A 16,276-nucleotide genomic window follows, 5' to 3' on the forward strand; every position below is an offset into this window, starting at 1 on the left:
CTTTACTGCACATCTACGCCCACAGCCTGCTCTACTTTTGAAAACCCCTCTTGCGTAAGAAGCTCGGCCAGTTCTGTGTTGATTTTCTTCACAACCCCGAACCCCTCGTACACTATAGCCGTGTATAGCTGTACCAGCGATGCACCAGCCTTTATCTTTCGCAGAGCCTGTGCACCGTTGCTCACACCCCCACACCCTATTAGTACTGCCTTATCCCGAAGCAAAGAGTACATTTCGGAGAGAACCGTTGTGGACAGGTCAAACAACGGCCTGCCGCTCAACCCGCCCTGCGTGATTGACATGTCTCTCCCTTCCCCCAAAAGGCTGAGGTCAGTGGTGGTGTTGCTCACTATCAGTCCGCTGATTTTATTTTTCACGACCTCCTCAGCTATATCGTGCTTGAGCTCGTCGCTTATGTCCGGGGCTATCTTCAAAAATATTGGAACAGACTCCGCCTGGTCAACGGAGCGCCTAGCATCCCTCACAGAAGCAAGTATCTCACCCAAAGGACCTCTGTTCTGAAGGTCACGCAGCCCCGCCGTGTTGGGCGACGAAACGTTAATGGTGATATAGCTGGAAAGCCCGTACACGCTTCTGACCATCTCGGCATACTCAGCTGGGGGATCAGTGCAAGTTTTATTTATCCCCAGGTTAGCGCCAAACACCAAGTTGTTCAGTTCTTTGCTGTCAATCTTCTTAACAAAGCGCTGTACCCCCTTGTTGTTAAAACCCAGCCGGTTTACCACGGCTTTCTGGTTTACTATCCTGAAAATACGAGGTTTTTTGTTCCCTGCCTGAGGCTTTTTTGTCACAGTGCCGGCCTCTACGAACCCAAAGCCCATGCCTATGAGGGGCTTTATGACTTCGGCGTTCTTATCAAACCCGGCAGCCAGCCCTATAGGCGTTCTAAACCTCAAGTGACATACCTGGATGCTCAAACATTCGGGCATCTGCCCCCGTACTTCTGGGAACAACCCATGCTTTAGTCCAAAAATCACAAGCCCATGGGCGACTTCAGGAGGCACCCAAAAACGCGGGCTATGGCTAAACCTGAAGAACGACACTACTGCACCTAAACCACGTCCCGAAAATAATACCACGCACGGCAGCAAATGCCAAAGCTCCCGTGAGGTGTATTTACCACTATCTGCCATAACTGCAACAACTATCAATACATACTAAGTAACGACGTGGTATACTGACGGTTGTGTGCCCAGATAGGGATTCACGCGCAGCAATCGCAGCTGCGGTCAGAAAACGCACGTTGTCCGTGCGCACCATAGTGCCGTTCTGACATTTTACGGTCTCTGTATTAGAGGATAAGTGATGCGGGTTTTGTCTGTGGACAACACGCGGGAGTTGAAAGTCCTGCAAACTAAATCTTCCCCAATAGAAAAGGTAGATGATGGGGTGCTAGGGCTTGTTGACCAAATGACAAAAGTAATAAACACCAGCGGAACTGTGGGGTTTTCTGCGATCCAGCTGGGTGTTTCCAAGAGGGTTTTTGCGATCAACGTGGCTAGCGGGCTGTTTGATGTTGCACAAGATATCAAAGTGCTATCGGGTTATCACTCACTAAATGGGAACAATCTGATCTGTGTTAACCCCAGAATAGTGAGCTTTTCGGGAGAAACGGTGGTTCTGTTTGAAGGATGTCTCTCGGCCAGCTCCTATGGCTTGATCGGGATAAGCAGGCCCAAACATCTTGACCTGAAATACACAGATCTTATGGGTAATGAATGCGTGATAAGGGCATACAACTGGCTCTCAAGGTGCATACAACACGAGATGGACCACCTCAACGGGGTGTTGCTCGCCAATCTGGTTGATAACATAAGAAATCCAGAAGCAAATAGCGTTTCCGAAGAAGATCTCAATACTATTCACATACTTTTGGTGAATAGAAATCCTGAACCATGCACACGGCACGATAACCAGTAGCCTTTTTCTCGCTCACATACTTGGATTGCTATTATAGATGGCTATTCGCACATTTATAGCGCGTTAGCGTCGGGGGTGATATGCTCAAAGTGGTATACCACGCGGATGCGTGACACAAACAATAGTATGTACAATATTGGCTGGTGCGTGCTGGTATTGCTTGGTACAATGCTGGACCATTTTGTTTATGTGCGGAGGACTGCGTGGCTATATCAATGAACGGCCCTAGTTTCTTTTCTGGAGACTCAGTAAAAAGTTTGGTAGTAATGCTACACGGCAGGGGAGCGAGTGGTGATAACATGATCTCTCTCGCTCCACAGATGTCAAAAGAACTTCCTTCTACTCAATTTTTGGCTCCTCATGCGCACATGAGCTACGGCAGTGGCTACACTTGGTTTTCAGACAGCGTGCGAGACATGGAAGAAAGAACTGCGTTTGTCGAAATCACGCAGGCAGCTGAGGCTGTAAACAAGTTTATAGATGCGCAGCTAGCTAGGTTCTCAATAGGTGATGGTGAACTGTCCTTGGTAGGATTTTCCCAGGGGGCTATGCTTGCCATATACGTTGGGTTGTGTAGGGCAAAAAAGTGCGCCTCTATTATCTGCTACTCCGGGGCTATACCGTTCCCTCACGCTCTGGTGCCCAAAATCCGTTCGAAACCCAACGTTTGTGTTATCCACGGGACTGATGACTATGTAATTCCAATCCACTATTTCTACGAATGCGTGGGTTTTTTACGCGAGCAAGGCGTACCTACTGTTGAGTACAAGATGCAGGGCCTTGACCATACTATCAACAGTGAGGGTGCGAAGATTGGCATGAAATTCATCAAAGACAATTTTGCTGCGTCCTAAGCCATAGCTGATCCCGCCGCCACTCTGCGGCGTTATACAGACAGCTGTGAATAAACCCCTGTGTATTTTAGGTGCTGTGGCGCAGCCAGTTTGTGCTGGATTGCTATGTTGCAGTGGCAAGTATACTCGGGTCAATCACGGCCAAAAGCGCACTACAGCTTGTTTGGCCATGCAGTGAGGGGTTGTGGTTTGTGTGGGGCGGCTATACAAGCATTATATCTGGATTGTGCGGCCCCGTGTGGGATTAATGTGCTTCGTAACCCCGATGCTTTGGTCAATAATTTTTACCTCAAGCTTGCAATAATTGGGGTTGGTATGGCCAGGTACGTTCTTTCTGTTGATGGTGGCGGTATACGGGGAATTATCGCTGCCAAAGTGCTTTGTGAGGTGGAGAAAAGGCTTGGTAAACCCGCAGGCGAAATTTTTGATTTGTTTGTAGGAAGCTCAGTTGGGGCAATTATAGCCGTTGCTCTTGCTCTAAAAGATGGTCAGGGAAGAGTTGAGTATACGGCTTCTGACCTATTGGGATTTTTTCTAAAGTTTGGCCCGCAAATATTTGCCTTTTCGCTGGTGAGGCAAGTGCTGTCCGTAGTTGCAGGTACAAGGTTTTCCCCGACACATTTGGAAAATACGCTCAGCAGCTTTTTTTCTAACCTGAAAATGTGTAACGTCGCAGCTAATGTTATGGTACCAAGCTACGATCTGCACACAGGACACACCTTTATGATGCGCAATTGGGAACCTAAGTTTCAGGACTTGAAACTCGTTGACGTTCTGCTTGCAGCATCGGCAGCTCCCACAATTTTTCCTCCAAGAAATGTTGTTATCCAAAACACAAAATGCAGCATGATAGACAGTGGGCTTATTGCCAACAACCCGTCCATCTGTGGGTACGCTGCGTCCAGTGTATTGTATCCGGGTGAGGAAGTGTATTTCCTATCAGTGGGGTCGGGTGAGCGGTCCAAGCCAGTATCGTGCATACGCGATAGCCTAACATTTTGGGCGCTCAATGCGGCTAACGTATTTCTCGATGCGGGTATGGATGCTGTAGATTACCAGATGACCAGGATGATTGGCAACTATCGGTATACCAGGATAACCGGATTTCTTAATCGGGCTAGCCACAACTTTACCGATGCCTCGCACAAGAACATGCAGGCGCTGCAGAGTGATGCGGATGACATTATAGCGCAAAACTCAGAGCGCATAGACAGATTTGTTGATGCAGTTATTGGCGGGTGAGCGCAGATTGGTCACATAACCGGTTGTTTTTGCACAGGGGTCTTCATATGATACATGGTGCTGTGAAGCGGACTTGATAGATTTTTTTGAAGGTGTATCATGGCGGTAATACCTTTCAGCGGTGTTTACGTGAGGGAAGCCGATAGCCCCATGGATGTGTTTGGTCTATGGTATTCTGAAATGCTGCAGGCCACTGGAGCCTATATACGTGAGCCGTCTGCGATGGTACTTGCTACTTGCGATGCTCAAAACAGGCCGTCAGCCCGGGTGGTATTGCTCAAGAAGTATGGTGAAGCGGGGTTTGAGTTTGTCACCAATTTTAATAGTAGAAAGGGGAAAGAAATTGCCGGCAATCCGCAAGTTGCGCTAGTTTTTGACTGGCGACATGTAGGCAGGCAGGTGCGTGTTGAAGGGCTGGCGACGCTTATGGATGCGGGTGAATCCGATGCATATCACGCTTCCCGGTCCCGCGAGAGTAAAATAAGTGCGTGGTGCTCACAGCAATCAACGGTTTTGGAGAGTAGGGAGCTGTTGCTTGAGCAGTTTGAGCGTACACAGCGCGGGTTTGAAGGACAAGAGGTTCCCAGACCGGGGTACTGGGGGGGAATTAGAGTTGTCCCACATGTAGTGGAGTTTTGGGAGGACGGCGCACACAGGCTACATTTCAGAAAGCAGTACAGCCGCGGGGACGGTGGCTCATGGAGATATGTTGACCTATACCCCTAGTGGCCTATGCGTACTGCATTGCACTCAAGCACTGCCTTACTGTAGCTCCGTCGTTGAATTCTACAGATTTTCCCGCAATTTGTTGGGTGGTCTCGTGCCCCTTGCCCGCTATAAGTAGTACGTGGTCGTTACGGATTGCAAAATTTACTGCATAATGAATTGCGTTCCCCCTATCCGGGATCTCGATTGCTTTTTTACAATGCGACAGAATTTCTTTTCGTATAGTTTCTGGGTTTTCACTTCTCGGATTGTCATCTGTGACTATAACCACATCAGCGTACTTATTGGCCACTATACCCATGGTTTCGCGTTTTTCTCTATCACGGTCGCCCCCACACCCGAACACTAACACTGTTTTTTGAGGGAATCCATGCCACTTCAATGAAGTGAGGGCGTGCTCCAAAGCGTCATATGTGTGCGCATAATCGATAATTATACGATCACCTATCAGCTCCATGCGCCCTCTTGGGGGTACCAACTTGTCAATGGGAACATCTATGTATCCGGACCCTGAGGCTGCCACTATAGCCAATGCGCATAGCAAGTTTGATATTTGGAATTTCCCCAGAACCGGAAATGCCCCTTCGTAAATCACCTTACCGCATATTTCCACTGTTATGTTATGTCCTCGTGTGTTGCTCTCCAGACGAACCAACCTTACGTCACCCGTATCGGCACCGTAGGTGATTACGTTGCGGCCTGCCGCCAACTCCCTTAACTCGGCATACTGTTCCGAGTCCGCGTTTAGTACCGCACATCCCTCACGTGACAGCACTTCGGAGAATAATTTTTGCTTTGTGGCCCAGTATTTTTCCATACTGCCGTGGTAATCCAAGTGATCACTGGAGAGATTAGTGAAGGCCGCGGTGCTGGCTTTTACGCCATACAAGCGCTTTTGTGCCATACCGTGACTCGAGGCTTCCATGCACAGATATTTGACTTGCAAGTTGTGCAGTTCGCTCAACGTTTTATGCAGCTCCACCGCGTCAGGCGTTGTAAACGAGGTGCTGCTGGGCAAAGTTGTACTGCCTACTATAGCGCCCAAAGTGCCCATACTGGCCCCCGTGTGCCCGGTAAGGCACCAAATTTGCCTACAGAAATCTGCCACAGAAGTTTTGCCGTTTGTGCCTGTTACTACTGCAACGAACTCAGGCTGCCTGCTGTGGTAAAACTCGGAAGCGAGCTTGTAGTAAAAATCATACTGCCTGGGGCAAATTATTATCTGCGAACAATCTACTCGCGATAATCCCTCGGCATTATTAGCAACTATAAATTTTGCCCCAGCCTCGACCGCGTCCGGCACGAACCCTTTTGCGGCTTCCGACAGACACACAAAAACAAATCCAGGCTTCACGCTTCTGGAATCGGCCGTAACCCCGGAAGCCTGGCCAACCAGCTTCCTAACAATGTTGTCGATGTTCATAGGGCTTGTGACAGCAATTTTCGGGGGGAGTAAAGCATACAACGTGGTGTATCACAAGCACATTTTGACGTCTGTTACAACATGCTTATGGCCATCGAAGGTGCGGTTTTTGTTGGAAGGCGCATTACTATGCTATCCTACAGCAACAGTGCGGATCGACGGCGGCGAACCCCCAACCACGCGGTTTGCAGCCTCTACCATGATGTGTAATTCCAGTGCGAATTACGGAAGCCTGGACAAGACCATTTCCACCGATGATATTATTTCTTCAGGATCTTCCAAGCCACAGTAGATCCTTAGCCCGTCAATGCCGGCTTGTGGTGCGTTTATCAGCGATCCCTTAGAAACTACGGGAATTACTATGCTTCTACACCCTCCCCACGACAGCCCAATTTTGAAGGTATCGATGCCCTCCAGCGCGCAATCCACCTCTTCAACCGAGTAATTTCTGTCAAACATCAAATTAACGAGGCCTAGGCCATACTTCCCGCGGCAGTACTTTTCCCAAACTTCGCGGTGCGGATATGACGGCAGCCCTGGGTAAATTACCTGAGATATTTTTTTGTGTGCCTGCAGCTTAGAAGCCAGGGTGATCGCGGTACTTTGCACCTGCTGCATGCGCACTTTCATGGTTTTCATCCCACGTTGTACCAGGTAGCAATCGTCGGATGATACGTAAATGCCGTAGTTCCGATGGTCCACGTACAGCCTATCAAAAATCTCCTCGTCGTTCACTATCAGGGCGCCCATCATTACATCTGAATGCCCGCCAAAATACTTCGTTAGGGAGTACATCACGATATCAGCTCCACAGTCAAAGGGGTTGAAAACCGTGGGAATGCAGGAGTTGTCACATAGAACGACTATGCCACGCTTTTTCGCAAATTCGACTATGGGTGACACGTCCTCCATGACTAACCTGGAAGAGCTGAGGGTTTCAATAAGTATCAAGGACGTTTTCTCATTCGCCATCTTTGGCACATCCTCGGCTGACTCGTACACAGAGACACTTCTCCCGAGTCTAGGACAAGACTCCTGTACGAACCTGTGCAGTTTGAAGTATGCCTTTTTTGGAACCATTATGTGCGATCCTGCGTCACAAAATGTTACACAGGCCATGGTCAAACACAAAAGGCCTGACGGGAATAGCAGGGCATATTTTCCCCCATCTATGGCCCGCACATCATCGGCAAGAGACGTGCAAGACGGAGCGGCGATATTCCCATAACTTGCGTCCACACCGACTATTTTACCTGATGCACTGCAATACCCACCATATGCCTTTATGATTTCCCTAATACTGGAAAAAGGGACGGTAGAACGCCTGTAGACCGGGTACGTGGTGACTACCCCACAACTTTTTGCCTCCAACGGGTCCATAGCTGGCTGTTCTTCTGAGCACCTACTCGTCATGTTGGCTATCTTCCCCTCCCCCCGTCTGTTCGTCACTAGTTACCAGAAAAAAGGAAACAGAGTGCACCATTTTTATCTCGTCTGCTAGAACTTCATGCAGCAACCGCCACCTGTCCAGCCTGCTCATGCCCGCAAAGCGGTCTGAAACTACTAGGACCCTTATGTGAGACACAGCGTAACCCTGGCTTCCCATGTGTCCTACATGATGACGTGACTCGTCAGTCACCTCCACGTGTGCTCCAGCCACATGCGCGAGTATTTTTTCCCGCACCAACTCAATGATTTCTGCATGCCCGCAGCCAGATAGTGCACGCGGGACGCCAGAACCAACACCCAAGCCCCCGGCCGGCCCTGTATTTTGAGCTAAACCAAGCTTCACACCGAAGCACCGCATTACAAACCGGGGCAATTGTGGACAACGCGGTGTTAATTGTCAACACAAAACCACGCCCTATTGCCGCATTTAGCTACGCAGTTAGGGAAATGTATGCAATGCACACAAGCAAAATTTGCGTGATGAGTTAATCGCGTGTTAACGCATGGTACGATACAACATAATTGTTTTATGCCTTACAGGAAAATATGTAGGGGTTGTCACGACTCCCAAGTTGTTTTTGGAGATTATTATGAGAGCCAGTAACATAACGACGCTTATTTCTGTATTCTGTGCGTGCGCAGGGGCACACCCTTTTCTTGCCTTGAGTGGTGCTGCAGATAACCCCAGTAGTGGCGACAGGTACACGTTAGGGGAGGATATGCTCGAAAAAGGTAAAGAGGGCGGTAACGCTAATGTTTTGGCTACATTACATGTGAATGATTGCCGTCATGGCAACGCAGGGTTTAACCCCTTCTTCAAGACGGAAGCTGACGACATGTGCAAGTTGCCACACGCTCCACAGATGCGTAAATTCGACGAAGCAATTCTAGGTATGTGCGGAGATTGGGGATACATACCAAGCGAGCGTGATTTTTTGAATGTGCTTGATGGCTCCTACGCTACTGGGGCGGCACAGCGCATCTATGACGAGCTCAACCATGAAGTTTTCACTGCCGATGCCGATTTCGCGCTCTTTAAGGAGGAGCTGGCTGAGCTATGGTTTGGCGGAAATGGAGCTGCAAACGTGTTCTGTGGTGTGCCAAGCAGTGAGGAGCTGCGGGGTATGCACTTTTACGGGAGATATCTAGAGGCTCAGGATAAGCAATGGGCCGGGAGAAACTATGATGGTCTGGAAAATGCCGATGATTGGGATTTTGCCCCATCGATCAGGTTTGTAATTCCAGGTGGCGGTGTGAGCGTTAGCAACAAGGAGGAAGTGGAGGTCGATTTTTCTCATGCTGATGACATAATAATAAGGGCGACTAAGGCCTACAAGGGATTGGCTCCCAACTTACTGTACGATGAAGGAAAGCTCTGCTTTTATAAGAGTGATGATGGACATGTATACGCTTTGGTAGCGGCAAAAGATGCAATTATCACGTTTTATCCTACCATGGCGCCTGACCCAATATGTGCTTCAGGGGCGAACACCGTACAGTGTGATTGCATGAATTACCTGGAGGGTGGTAAACCAACGTTGCGCGGCCATTAATAATAGATCAGTGTGGCACTCATATTATTCGACTCGGTGAGATCCGTTTATGCTTCACTGCCGGTGAATGAACATCCTTCCGCGCGGCGGTTGCCTGACTGACACACGTACACGTGTGTAGTGCTCCGGACCGCAGTGGTCTTGGATGCTGGCGAAATTCTACCAACGTTGTAACACACTATAACATCATAGCGGAAGGTAATATTCCAAACAGCGTGTGACACGCCATGAGCTAAGCTTAAGCAACACATTCGATGTGTTGTGCGGTGCATGTACTGCGCAACTGTTGGTGATAATCGCAGGTTATGTCTTCGGGTCTTTTCACGGCAAGTCTTGCCTGTATAATGTTCCACTAAGTTGGGGTGTTCAGGGGCTTGGTGCATGATTGATGGACTTTTCGTTCATCTTAGAACGCACAGCGATTACTCTCTCCTGGAGGGAATGATCAAGATAGACTCACTGGTAGCGATGTGCGTAGACCAGAACATGCCGGCAGTTGCCCTGACCGATTCTGGTAATCTGTTTGGTTCGCTGGAATTTTCTGACTGTGCCGCAGGTTTGGGTGTGCAACCCATAGTTGGGTGCAACATAATGGTGCACGATGCGGGTGAGGATTTGGGAAGTATTCTAATGCTCACGAAAAACCGCGAAGGCTTCGCGAATTTGATTAGCCTAGTAAGCAACGGATTCAAAGAAAATCAATCAGGAAAGGCCAATAGGATTGATGTTGGTAACTTACTGCGGCAGGGTTCGGGGTTGCTTCTACTGACTGGGGGACACGACGATATACTAGCCCGTGCTCTGCTTGGGAAAAGTGCCGGGATGGGGGCAATAAATGCGGTTTTGGAAACATTTGGCAATGATGTCTACGTAGAGTTGCAACGCCATGGGCTAGAGTCCCAAAAGGAGGTAGAAGGACTGCTAGTTGGTTTTGCATACGAGCGCAACATCCCTCTGGTTGCCACAAACGATGTGTTCTTTGCGCGTAGGGGTGATTTCCAAGCGCACGATGTGCTATCCTGCATTTCGGATGGGACGTATATAGTGCAAGAAGGCCGGCGCAGACTCACAGAGGAGCACTATTTTAAAACTTCCAGGGAGATGTTCGAGCTGTTTTCTGACATTCCAGAAGCTGTGCGCAACACTCCGATAATTGCCCGCAGATGCTCGTTTATTGCGGAAATCAGAAAACCGTCATTGCCGCATTTTCCGTGCTCAGATGGTAGAACTGAGGCTGAAGAATTGACAGAATGCGCGAAAACAGGACTGGAAGCCCGATTGCGAGCTAAAAACATTGATGAAGATAAGAAGGCGCAATACCATGACCGGCTACAGTACGAACTTGGCGTAGTGATATCCATGGACTACTCTGGGTACTTTCTTATAGTGGCCGATTTTATTTGTTGGAGTAAGAAGAACGACATAATGGTAGGCCCAGGAAGAGGATCTGGTGCAGGGTCGTTGATAGCATGGTCCCTCGGAATTACTGACCTGGATCCTATAGAGTTCGGGCTGATTTTTGAGCGGTTTCTGAACCCAGAAAGGGTCTCCATGCCTGATTTTGACATAGACTTCTGTCAGGAAAAAAGAGACAAGGTAATAGAGTATGTCAGAGAAAAGTATGGGTATGTGGCCCATATTATAACATTCGGTAAACTACAGGCTAGGGCCGTGCTCCGCGACGTTGGTAGGGTTATGCAAATACCATATGCGCAGATCGACAAAATATGCAAGATGATTCCACATGATCCCGTAAGCCCGGTGACCCTTTCTGAGGCTATAGAGATGGACCAAAACCTACAGCGGGAGAAGGAGAGTGATAACACGGTCGCCAAACTTTTTGAGATATCACTTAAGCTAGAGGGGTTGTACAGACATGCTTCGGTGCATGCTGCGGGCATTGTGATATGCGACAAGCCGCTTGAAGACTCTGTACCCCTGTATTACGACCAGTCGTGTTCGCTGCCAATCACACAATACAACATGAAGTATGTAGAAAAAGCTGGGCTGGTGAAGTTTGATTTTTTGGGGTTGCGCACCCTTACGGTCCTAGACCAGGTACGTTCTCTAATACAGGATAGAGGGGGTAGCATAGAGCTTTCCGAGCTGCCACTTGATGATGGCAAAACGTATGAGATGCTATCAACAGGAAATTCCGTAGGTGTGTTTCAGCTTGAAAGTGCGGGGATGAGAGAGGCTATCAGCAAGCTTCGCCCCGATGGGATCCAGGACATAATTGCTCTGATATCACTATATCGTCCCGGTCCCATGAACAACATTGCCATATACATAGCCCGTAAACACGGGTTGGAGAGGCCCGACTATATACATCCGATGCTGGAAGGGGTCCTGAAGGAAACCTTCGGGGTGATTATATATCAGGAGCAGGTTATGGAGATAGCTAGGATCCTGGCGGGTTACAGCCTTGGTGGTGCTGACTTGCTCAGGCGTGCGATGGGTAAGAAGATTAAGGAAGAGATGGATAAGCAGCGCCAGGATTTTGTAAATGGTGCGATCAAAAATGGTATAGACCGCGGTAAGGCCAGCTACATATTTGATCTGGTTGCGAAGTTTGCTGGATATGGTTTCAACAAATCGCACGCCGCTGCCTATGCACTCATTAGCTTCCAGACCGCATATCTGAAGGCAAACTATACCAAGGAGTTCTTTACCGCATCAATGAACCTTGATATCGGCGACAAGGACAAGTTAGAGCTTCTATGCCAACAGGCCAAAGCGTGTGGTGTCCGTGTGTTGCCGCCCGATGTGAATTCTTCGGGTGTTTTGTTTACCATATCAGGTGATGCGATAAAATATGGGCTAGGTGCACTGAAAAATGTGGGGCAAACCGCCGCCCGGGAAGTTGTGCCAGAGGCGGGCAAGAAGTACAGCGACATATGGGATTTTGCCCGTAACATGCGGGCAAAATGGGCATGTAAGCGGGTTATGGAGAGCTTGATAAAATCTGGCTCGCTGGACAGCATACACCCCAATAGGAGGCAGCTTTTCGAGTCTTTGGGGACGATACTGGACGTTATTGACGATACCAGAAACAGTGCGGAATCCAGGCAATTTAGCCTATTTGGGATTACAGAAGGACACAAACTTTTGGATGTTGAGGATTGGTCTGAGGAGGAGAAAATTGAGCACGAGTTCTCTACTTTGGGTTTCTATCTGAGATACCACCCCTTGGCCAAGTATGAGGGAGTTTTACGGGGCCTGGGTGTGAAGTTTGTGAGTGAGTGCCAAAATGCTGCGGAGTCAGGCGTTAGAAAGTCTGTTGGTGTAGTCTCCAGCGTGAGGATCAGATCTGCGAACAAAGAGAGATTTGCGGTTCTGAGAATATCCGATCCTTACGGGGTTAATGATGTCGCATTTTACAACAGCAGGGTTATAGAAGCCGGTAGAGACCTATTTCACAGCGGAGTTTCAGTGATGATAGACATGGACTATAACTCTGTAAAATCGCGGCTGATCGGAAAAAATATATACAGCTTTGGTGACGGGCTTACCGCAATGACTCAAAAAATGAAGAATATAGTTATTCACTTTAGTCAGGGTCATTACGAACCCAACATGCTTGGGAAGATCTTACGCAGGGATCGGGGCAAAACAGAGGTGTTTGTCGAAATGCCTTCCAAGGGCAACTTGGTACTGATAAAACTGCCAGGTGTGTTTCAGATTACGGCCGAAGTTTACATGCAAATTTTGGGGCTGAGTTGGGTGCAGAATATCAGCGTCAATCACCGGGGGTTTTGCCAATAGGCGGAAAATGCGCAGTGCCAAATTTTCTCCACAGGCACGCAATTGTAATCAACCCCCTCAGCCATTGGGCTGTGCTTTTCTGTGCTGTATGCAACACTTGTAGCCATTGCTGTCGTGGGGAGAGAGTATAATAGGCGCTGTGCCGGAAGCTTTGCATCACTTGGGGGAATGGTGTAGAATTCGCCCTTTACTTGTTTAAGATATGTCCACATGGAAGGGCATGAGTACGGGCTGATACCTGATGGGTGCACGTGTGTTTACAACTCAGAACTCAAGTGTGCCGTGGTCAGGATTTCCGGGTGTACAGAGGCATCATGCGTCTCACTGCTTGTAGCCGCGCAGGCGGTAGGTATATCAAGAATTTGGGGTGTGCGCAAGTGCGAGGAGGTCCTCGATGTCATAGGAGTGCTGGATGCTTTAGGAGTGAGAGTGACGCACGAAAGGGGTTGCTACGCTGTTGAAGGGGTGGGCATTGGAGGGCTGGCCGAACCCCGCCATGAAGTTAGCGTGGGACGGTCCCCGCTTGTTGCATGTGTAACCATCGGCATGTTGGCTGTGCATCCATTTTCTGCGTTTCTGTTCAATGGGGGTGGCCGTCACGCTGCTTGCAATGCTGCCGAGCATGAATCTGATTATATTAACACAGTGATGGACATGCTTGCGCCTATGGGTGCAAGGTTTGCGCGCAATGGTGCTGCACTTCCTGCATTGGTGGTTGGCACAGACGAGTGTGTACCGGCCTTTCCCGGTGAGGTGATCTCTTCTAACTCAGTAAAGTCTGCAATGTTGCTGTCGTGCGTGGGCGTTAGTGGGAGAAGTGGTATTCGCGCTGCAAGCACCCTAAGCGGGTACACGGAGTTGCTGCTTGGACAGTTAGGTGCCAGAATTTCCGTGGAAAGAACTAGCTGCAACGCAGATACTATAGTTATAGACGGACAACAAGAGTTAACCGCGCGCGAGATTTGCGTCCCCGCTCCCGCGTCTGGGGCATTGTGTGCTGTAGCTGCCGCAGTGATGGTGCGCGGCCTACCCGTCCTAGTTCCCGGGATCTTGGTGGACGATACAGTAAGGGGCGTGCTCAACGTGTTCGTCAGAATGGGCGCTTACATAGCCTTGATTCCCAATAGGGGTTTATGCGATGCAAAGGTTAGGGTAGGGGTGCTACACGGTATAAAAATAGAATGTGCCGAGTTGCGCGTTATATCCAGAGAATTACCCACAATATGCGCTGTGTGCGCGTGTGCCGTCGGGTTGACAACAATTACTGGACTATCTGCACTTGAAGACAACGCGCGCGATAGATTAGACATGGCAGCTACGGAGTTGGCAAAGTGTGGTATAGAACTCAACGCGGGATGTGACTATATTGCAATTTGCGGGTGTGGCGACGAAATTGCTGCGGGTTGTGAGAATAATGACACGACGATTTCGGGCATAGCCGCCCGTATTGCCGCAGCTGTTGGCGAGCACACAGGTCATGGGCTGGTGAAATTTGTAGAGATGTTGAGCAATTTTAGGGAAGAAAACCAATCCCGTGATGCCTTTGTGTGGGATGCCAGCGACGAAAAAAGTTCTTAAAAGTTGTTGACAGGATCTGGGCTATGGTGGATACTCCTACCCGGGGTCGGGTGGCCCTGCTGTTTGATTAGTTGGAAGGGAAACTTTAGAGTAGAAATAGAGGCGGCGGTGCGCGCAGCTAAATATTTTATTTAGTGCACTTAAGCTTATTTTGTTTTTGGTTTTTGCATGAGTCCAGATCATAATTTGCTTTTGTGATTTTAATCAAACTTGAGAGTTTGATCCTGGCTCAGAACGAACGCTGGCGGCAAGCTTAACACATGCAAGTCGAACGGACCGTACGCGCAGCTTGCTGCGTGTATGGTTAGTGGCAGACGGGTGAGTAATGCATAGGAATCTGCCTAGTAGTATAGGATAGCCACTAGAAATGGTGGGTAATACTGTATAATCCCTGCGGGGGAAAGATTTATCGCTATTAGATGAGCCTATGTCAGATTAGCTAGTTGGTGGGGTAATGGCCCACCAAGGCTGTGATCTGTAGCTGGTCTGAGAGGATGATCAGCCACACTGGAACTGAGACACGGTCCAGACTCCTACGGGAGGCAGCAGTGGGGAATATTGGACAATGGGCGCAAGCCTGATCCAGCTATGCCGCGTGAGTGAGGAAGGCCTTAGGGTTGTAAAACTCTTTCAGTAGGGAAGATAATGACGGTACCTACAGAAGAAGTCCCGGCAAACTCCGTGCCAGCAGCCGCGGTAATACGGAGGGGGCAAGCGTTGTTCGGAATTATTGGGCGTAAAGGGCATGTAGGCGGTTTGGTAAGTTAAAGGTGAAATACCAGGGCTTAACCCTGGGGCTGCTTTTAATACTGCAGGACTAGAGTCCGGAAGAGGATAGCGGAATTCCTAGTGTAGAGGTGAAATTCGTAGATATTAGGAGGAACACCAGTGGCGAAGGCGGCTGTCTGGTCCGGTACTGACGCTGAGGTGCGAAAGCGTGGGGAGCAAACAGGATTAGATACCCTGGTAGTCCACGCTGTAAACGATGAGTGCTGAATGTGGGGGCTTTTGCCTCTGTGTTGTAGCTAACGCGTTAAGCACTCCGCCTGGGGACTACGGTCGCAAGACTAAAACTCAAAGGAATTGACGGGGACCCGCACAAGCGGTGGAGCATGTGGTTTAATTCGATGCAACGCGAAAAACCTTACCACTTCTTGACATGGAGGCTAGATCCTTCTTAACGGGAGGGCGCAGTTCGGCTGGGCCTCGCACAGGTGCTGCATGGCTGTCGTCAGCTCGTGTCGTGAGATGTTGGGTTAAGTCCCGCAACGAGCGTAACCCTCATCCTTAGTTACCAGCGGGTAATGCCGGGCACTTTAAGGAAACTGCCAGTGATAAACTGGAGGAAGGTGGGGATGATGTCAAGTCAGCACGGCCCTTATGGGGTGGGCTACACACGTGCTACAATGGCGACTACAATAGGTTGCAACGTCGCAAGGCTGAGCTAATCCGTAAAAGTCGTCTCAGTTCGGATTGTCCTCTGTAACTCGAGGGCATGAAGTCGGAATCGCTAGTAATCGTGGATCAGCATGCCACGGTGAATACGTTCTCGGGTCTTGTACACACTGCCCGTCACGCCATGGGAATTGGCTTAACTCGAAGCTGGTGCGCCAACCGTAAGGAGGCAGCCATTTAAGGTTGGGTCGGTGACTGGGGTGAAGTCGTAACAAGGTAGCTGTAGGTGAACCTGCGGCTGGATTACCTCCTTTAGGCTTTTTGTCTGCTGTTCCGTCTTATGGCAGAGC

Annotated in this window: 11 protein-coding genes and 1 rRNA gene; 8 read left to right on the top strand and 4 right to left on the bottom strand. The window is 49.3% G+C overall.

From position 1 onward, the window contains the following. Window positions 1–2 precede the first annotated feature (2 nt). On the bottom strand, window positions 3–1,154 hold the full coding sequence (locus AOV_RS00840; RefSeq protein ID WP_117374381.1) for a quinone-dependent dihydroorotate dehydrogenase: 1,152 nt from the start codon (window positions 1,152–1,154) through the stop codon (window positions 3–5). 172 nt (window positions 1,155–1,326) lie between these two features. Between AOV_RS00840 and AOV_RS00845 the strand changes: the two genes are divergently transcribed. The 4 genes from AOV_RS00845 (at window position 1,327) to pdxH (ending at window position 4,763) form a co-directional block, all read left to right on the top strand. Beyond that, window positions 1,327–1,941 carry a peptide deformylase gene (locus tag AOV_RS00845; protein WP_075138754.1) on the top strand — a complete coding sequence of 205 codons (615 nt, stop codon included), beginning with the start codon at window positions 1,327–1,329 and terminating at the stop codon, window positions 1,939–1,941. Window positions 1,942–2,144: 203 nt separating this feature from the next. Then, window positions 2,145–2,795 carry an alpha/beta hydrolase gene (locus AOV_RS00850; protein ID WP_199463070.1) on the top strand — a complete coding sequence of 217 codons (651 nt, stop codon included), beginning with the start codon at window positions 2,145–2,147 and terminating at the stop codon, window positions 2,793–2,795. Window positions 2,796–3,044: 249 nt separating this feature from the next. Next, window positions 3,045–4,037 carry a patatin-like phospholipase family protein gene (locus AOV_RS00855; protein ID WP_233497183.1) on the top strand — a complete coding sequence of 331 codons (993 nt, stop codon included), beginning with the start codon at window positions 3,045–3,047 and terminating at the stop codon, window positions 4,035–4,037. 99 nt (window positions 4,038–4,136) lie between these two features. Then, complete coding sequence (gene pdxH / locus AOV_RS00860) at window positions 4,137–4,763, top strand: pyridoxamine 5'-phosphate oxidase (protein WP_075138756.1); 627 nt, start codon at window positions 4,137–4,139, stop codon at window positions 4,761–4,763. Between the two features lie 4 nt (window positions 4,764–4,767). Here pdxH and AOV_RS00865 read toward each other — a convergent pair whose 3' ends face one another. From AOV_RS00865 to AOV_RS00875, 3 genes are all read right to left on the bottom strand, one after another. Then, window positions 4,768–6,228, bottom strand: coding sequence for a UDP-N-acetylmuramoyl-L-alanyl-D-glutamate--2,6-diaminopimelate ligase (locus AOV_RS00865; RefSeq protein ID WP_233497184.1), 1,461 nt, complete (start codon window positions 6,226–6,228; stop codon window positions 4,768–4,770). 180 nt (window positions 6,229–6,408) lie between these two features. Then, window positions 6,409–7,599: a trans-sulfuration enzyme family protein gene (locus AOV_RS00870; protein WP_233497185.1), complete on the bottom strand. Its 1,191-nt coding sequence runs from the start codon at window positions 7,597–7,599 to the stop codon at window positions 6,409–6,411. After that, on the bottom strand, window positions 7,589–7,978 hold the full coding sequence (locus AOV_RS00875) for a BolA family protein (RefSeq protein ID WP_117374506.1): 390 nt from the start codon (window positions 7,976–7,978) through the stop codon (window positions 7,589–7,591). The genes AOV_RS00870 and AOV_RS00875 overlap by 11 nt, the downstream gene beginning before the upstream one ends. A 160-nt stretch (window positions 7,979–8,138) precedes the next feature. On the opposite strand from AOV_RS00875, the gene AOV_RS00880 reads away from it, so the two are divergent. The 4 genes from AOV_RS00880 to AOV_RS00900 all read left to right on the top strand — a co-directional run bounded on the left by AOV_RS00880 (window position 8,139) and on the right by AOV_RS00900 (window position 16,240). Beyond that, window positions 8,139–9,188, top strand: a complete 1,050-nt coding sequence (locus AOV_RS00880; protein WP_233497186.1) for an EndoU domain-containing protein — start codon at window positions 8,139–8,141, stop codon at window positions 9,186–9,188. 381 nt (window positions 9,189–9,569) lie between these two features. Further along, window positions 9,570–12,953, top strand: coding sequence for a DNA polymerase III subunit alpha (dnaE, locus tag AOV_RS00885; protein WP_075138759.1), 3,384 nt, complete (start codon window positions 9,570–9,572; stop codon window positions 12,951–12,953). Between the two features lie 210 nt (window positions 12,954–13,163). After that, window positions 13,164–14,531, top strand: coding sequence for a 3-phosphoshikimate 1-carboxyvinyltransferase (locus AOV_RS00895; RefSeq protein WP_117374382.1), 1,368 nt, complete (start codon window positions 13,164–13,166; stop codon window positions 14,529–14,531). A 206-nt stretch (window positions 14,532–14,737) separates the two neighbouring features. Further along, a 16S ribosomal RNA gene (locus AOV_RS00900) occupies window positions 14,738–16,240 on the top strand. The last annotated feature ends 36 nt before the right edge of the window (window positions 16,241–16,276 follow it).

The sequence above is a fragment of the Anaplasma ovis str. Haibei genome (assembly GCF_002214625.1).
In the GTDB taxonomy this organism is placed as follows: domain Bacteria; phylum Pseudomonadota; class Alphaproteobacteria; order Rickettsiales; family Anaplasmataceae; genus Anaplasma; species Anaplasma ovis.

Bases quoted from the DNA above. Each gene is read 5' to 3' on its own strand.
- AOV_RS00840 (WP_117374381.1), bottom strand. From the start codon at position 1,154: ATGGCAGATAGTGGTAAATACACCTCACGGGAGCTTTGGCATTTGCTG.
- AOV_RS00845 (WP_075138754.1), top strand. From the start codon at position 1,327: ATGCGGGTTTTGTCTGTGGACAACACGCGGGAGTTGAAAGTCCTGCAA.
- pdxH (WP_075138756.1), top strand. From the start codon at position 4,137: ATGGCGGTAATACCTTTCAGCGGTGTTTACGTGAGGGAAGCCGATAGC.
- AOV_RS00870 (WP_233497185.1), bottom strand. From the start codon at position 7,599: ATGACGAGTAGGTGCTCAGAAGAACAGCCAGCTATGGACCCGTTGGAG.
- AOV_RS00880 (WP_233497186.1), top strand. From the start codon at position 8,139: ATGGTACGATACAACATAATTGTTTTATGCCTTACAGGAAAATATGTA.
- dnaE (WP_075138759.1), top strand. From the start codon at position 9,570: ATGATTGATGGACTTTTCGTTCATCTTAGAACGCACAGCGATTACTCT.
- AOV_RS00895 (WP_117374382.1), top strand. From the start codon at position 13,164: ATGGAAGGGCATGAGTACGGGCTGATACCTGATGGGTGCACGTGTGTT.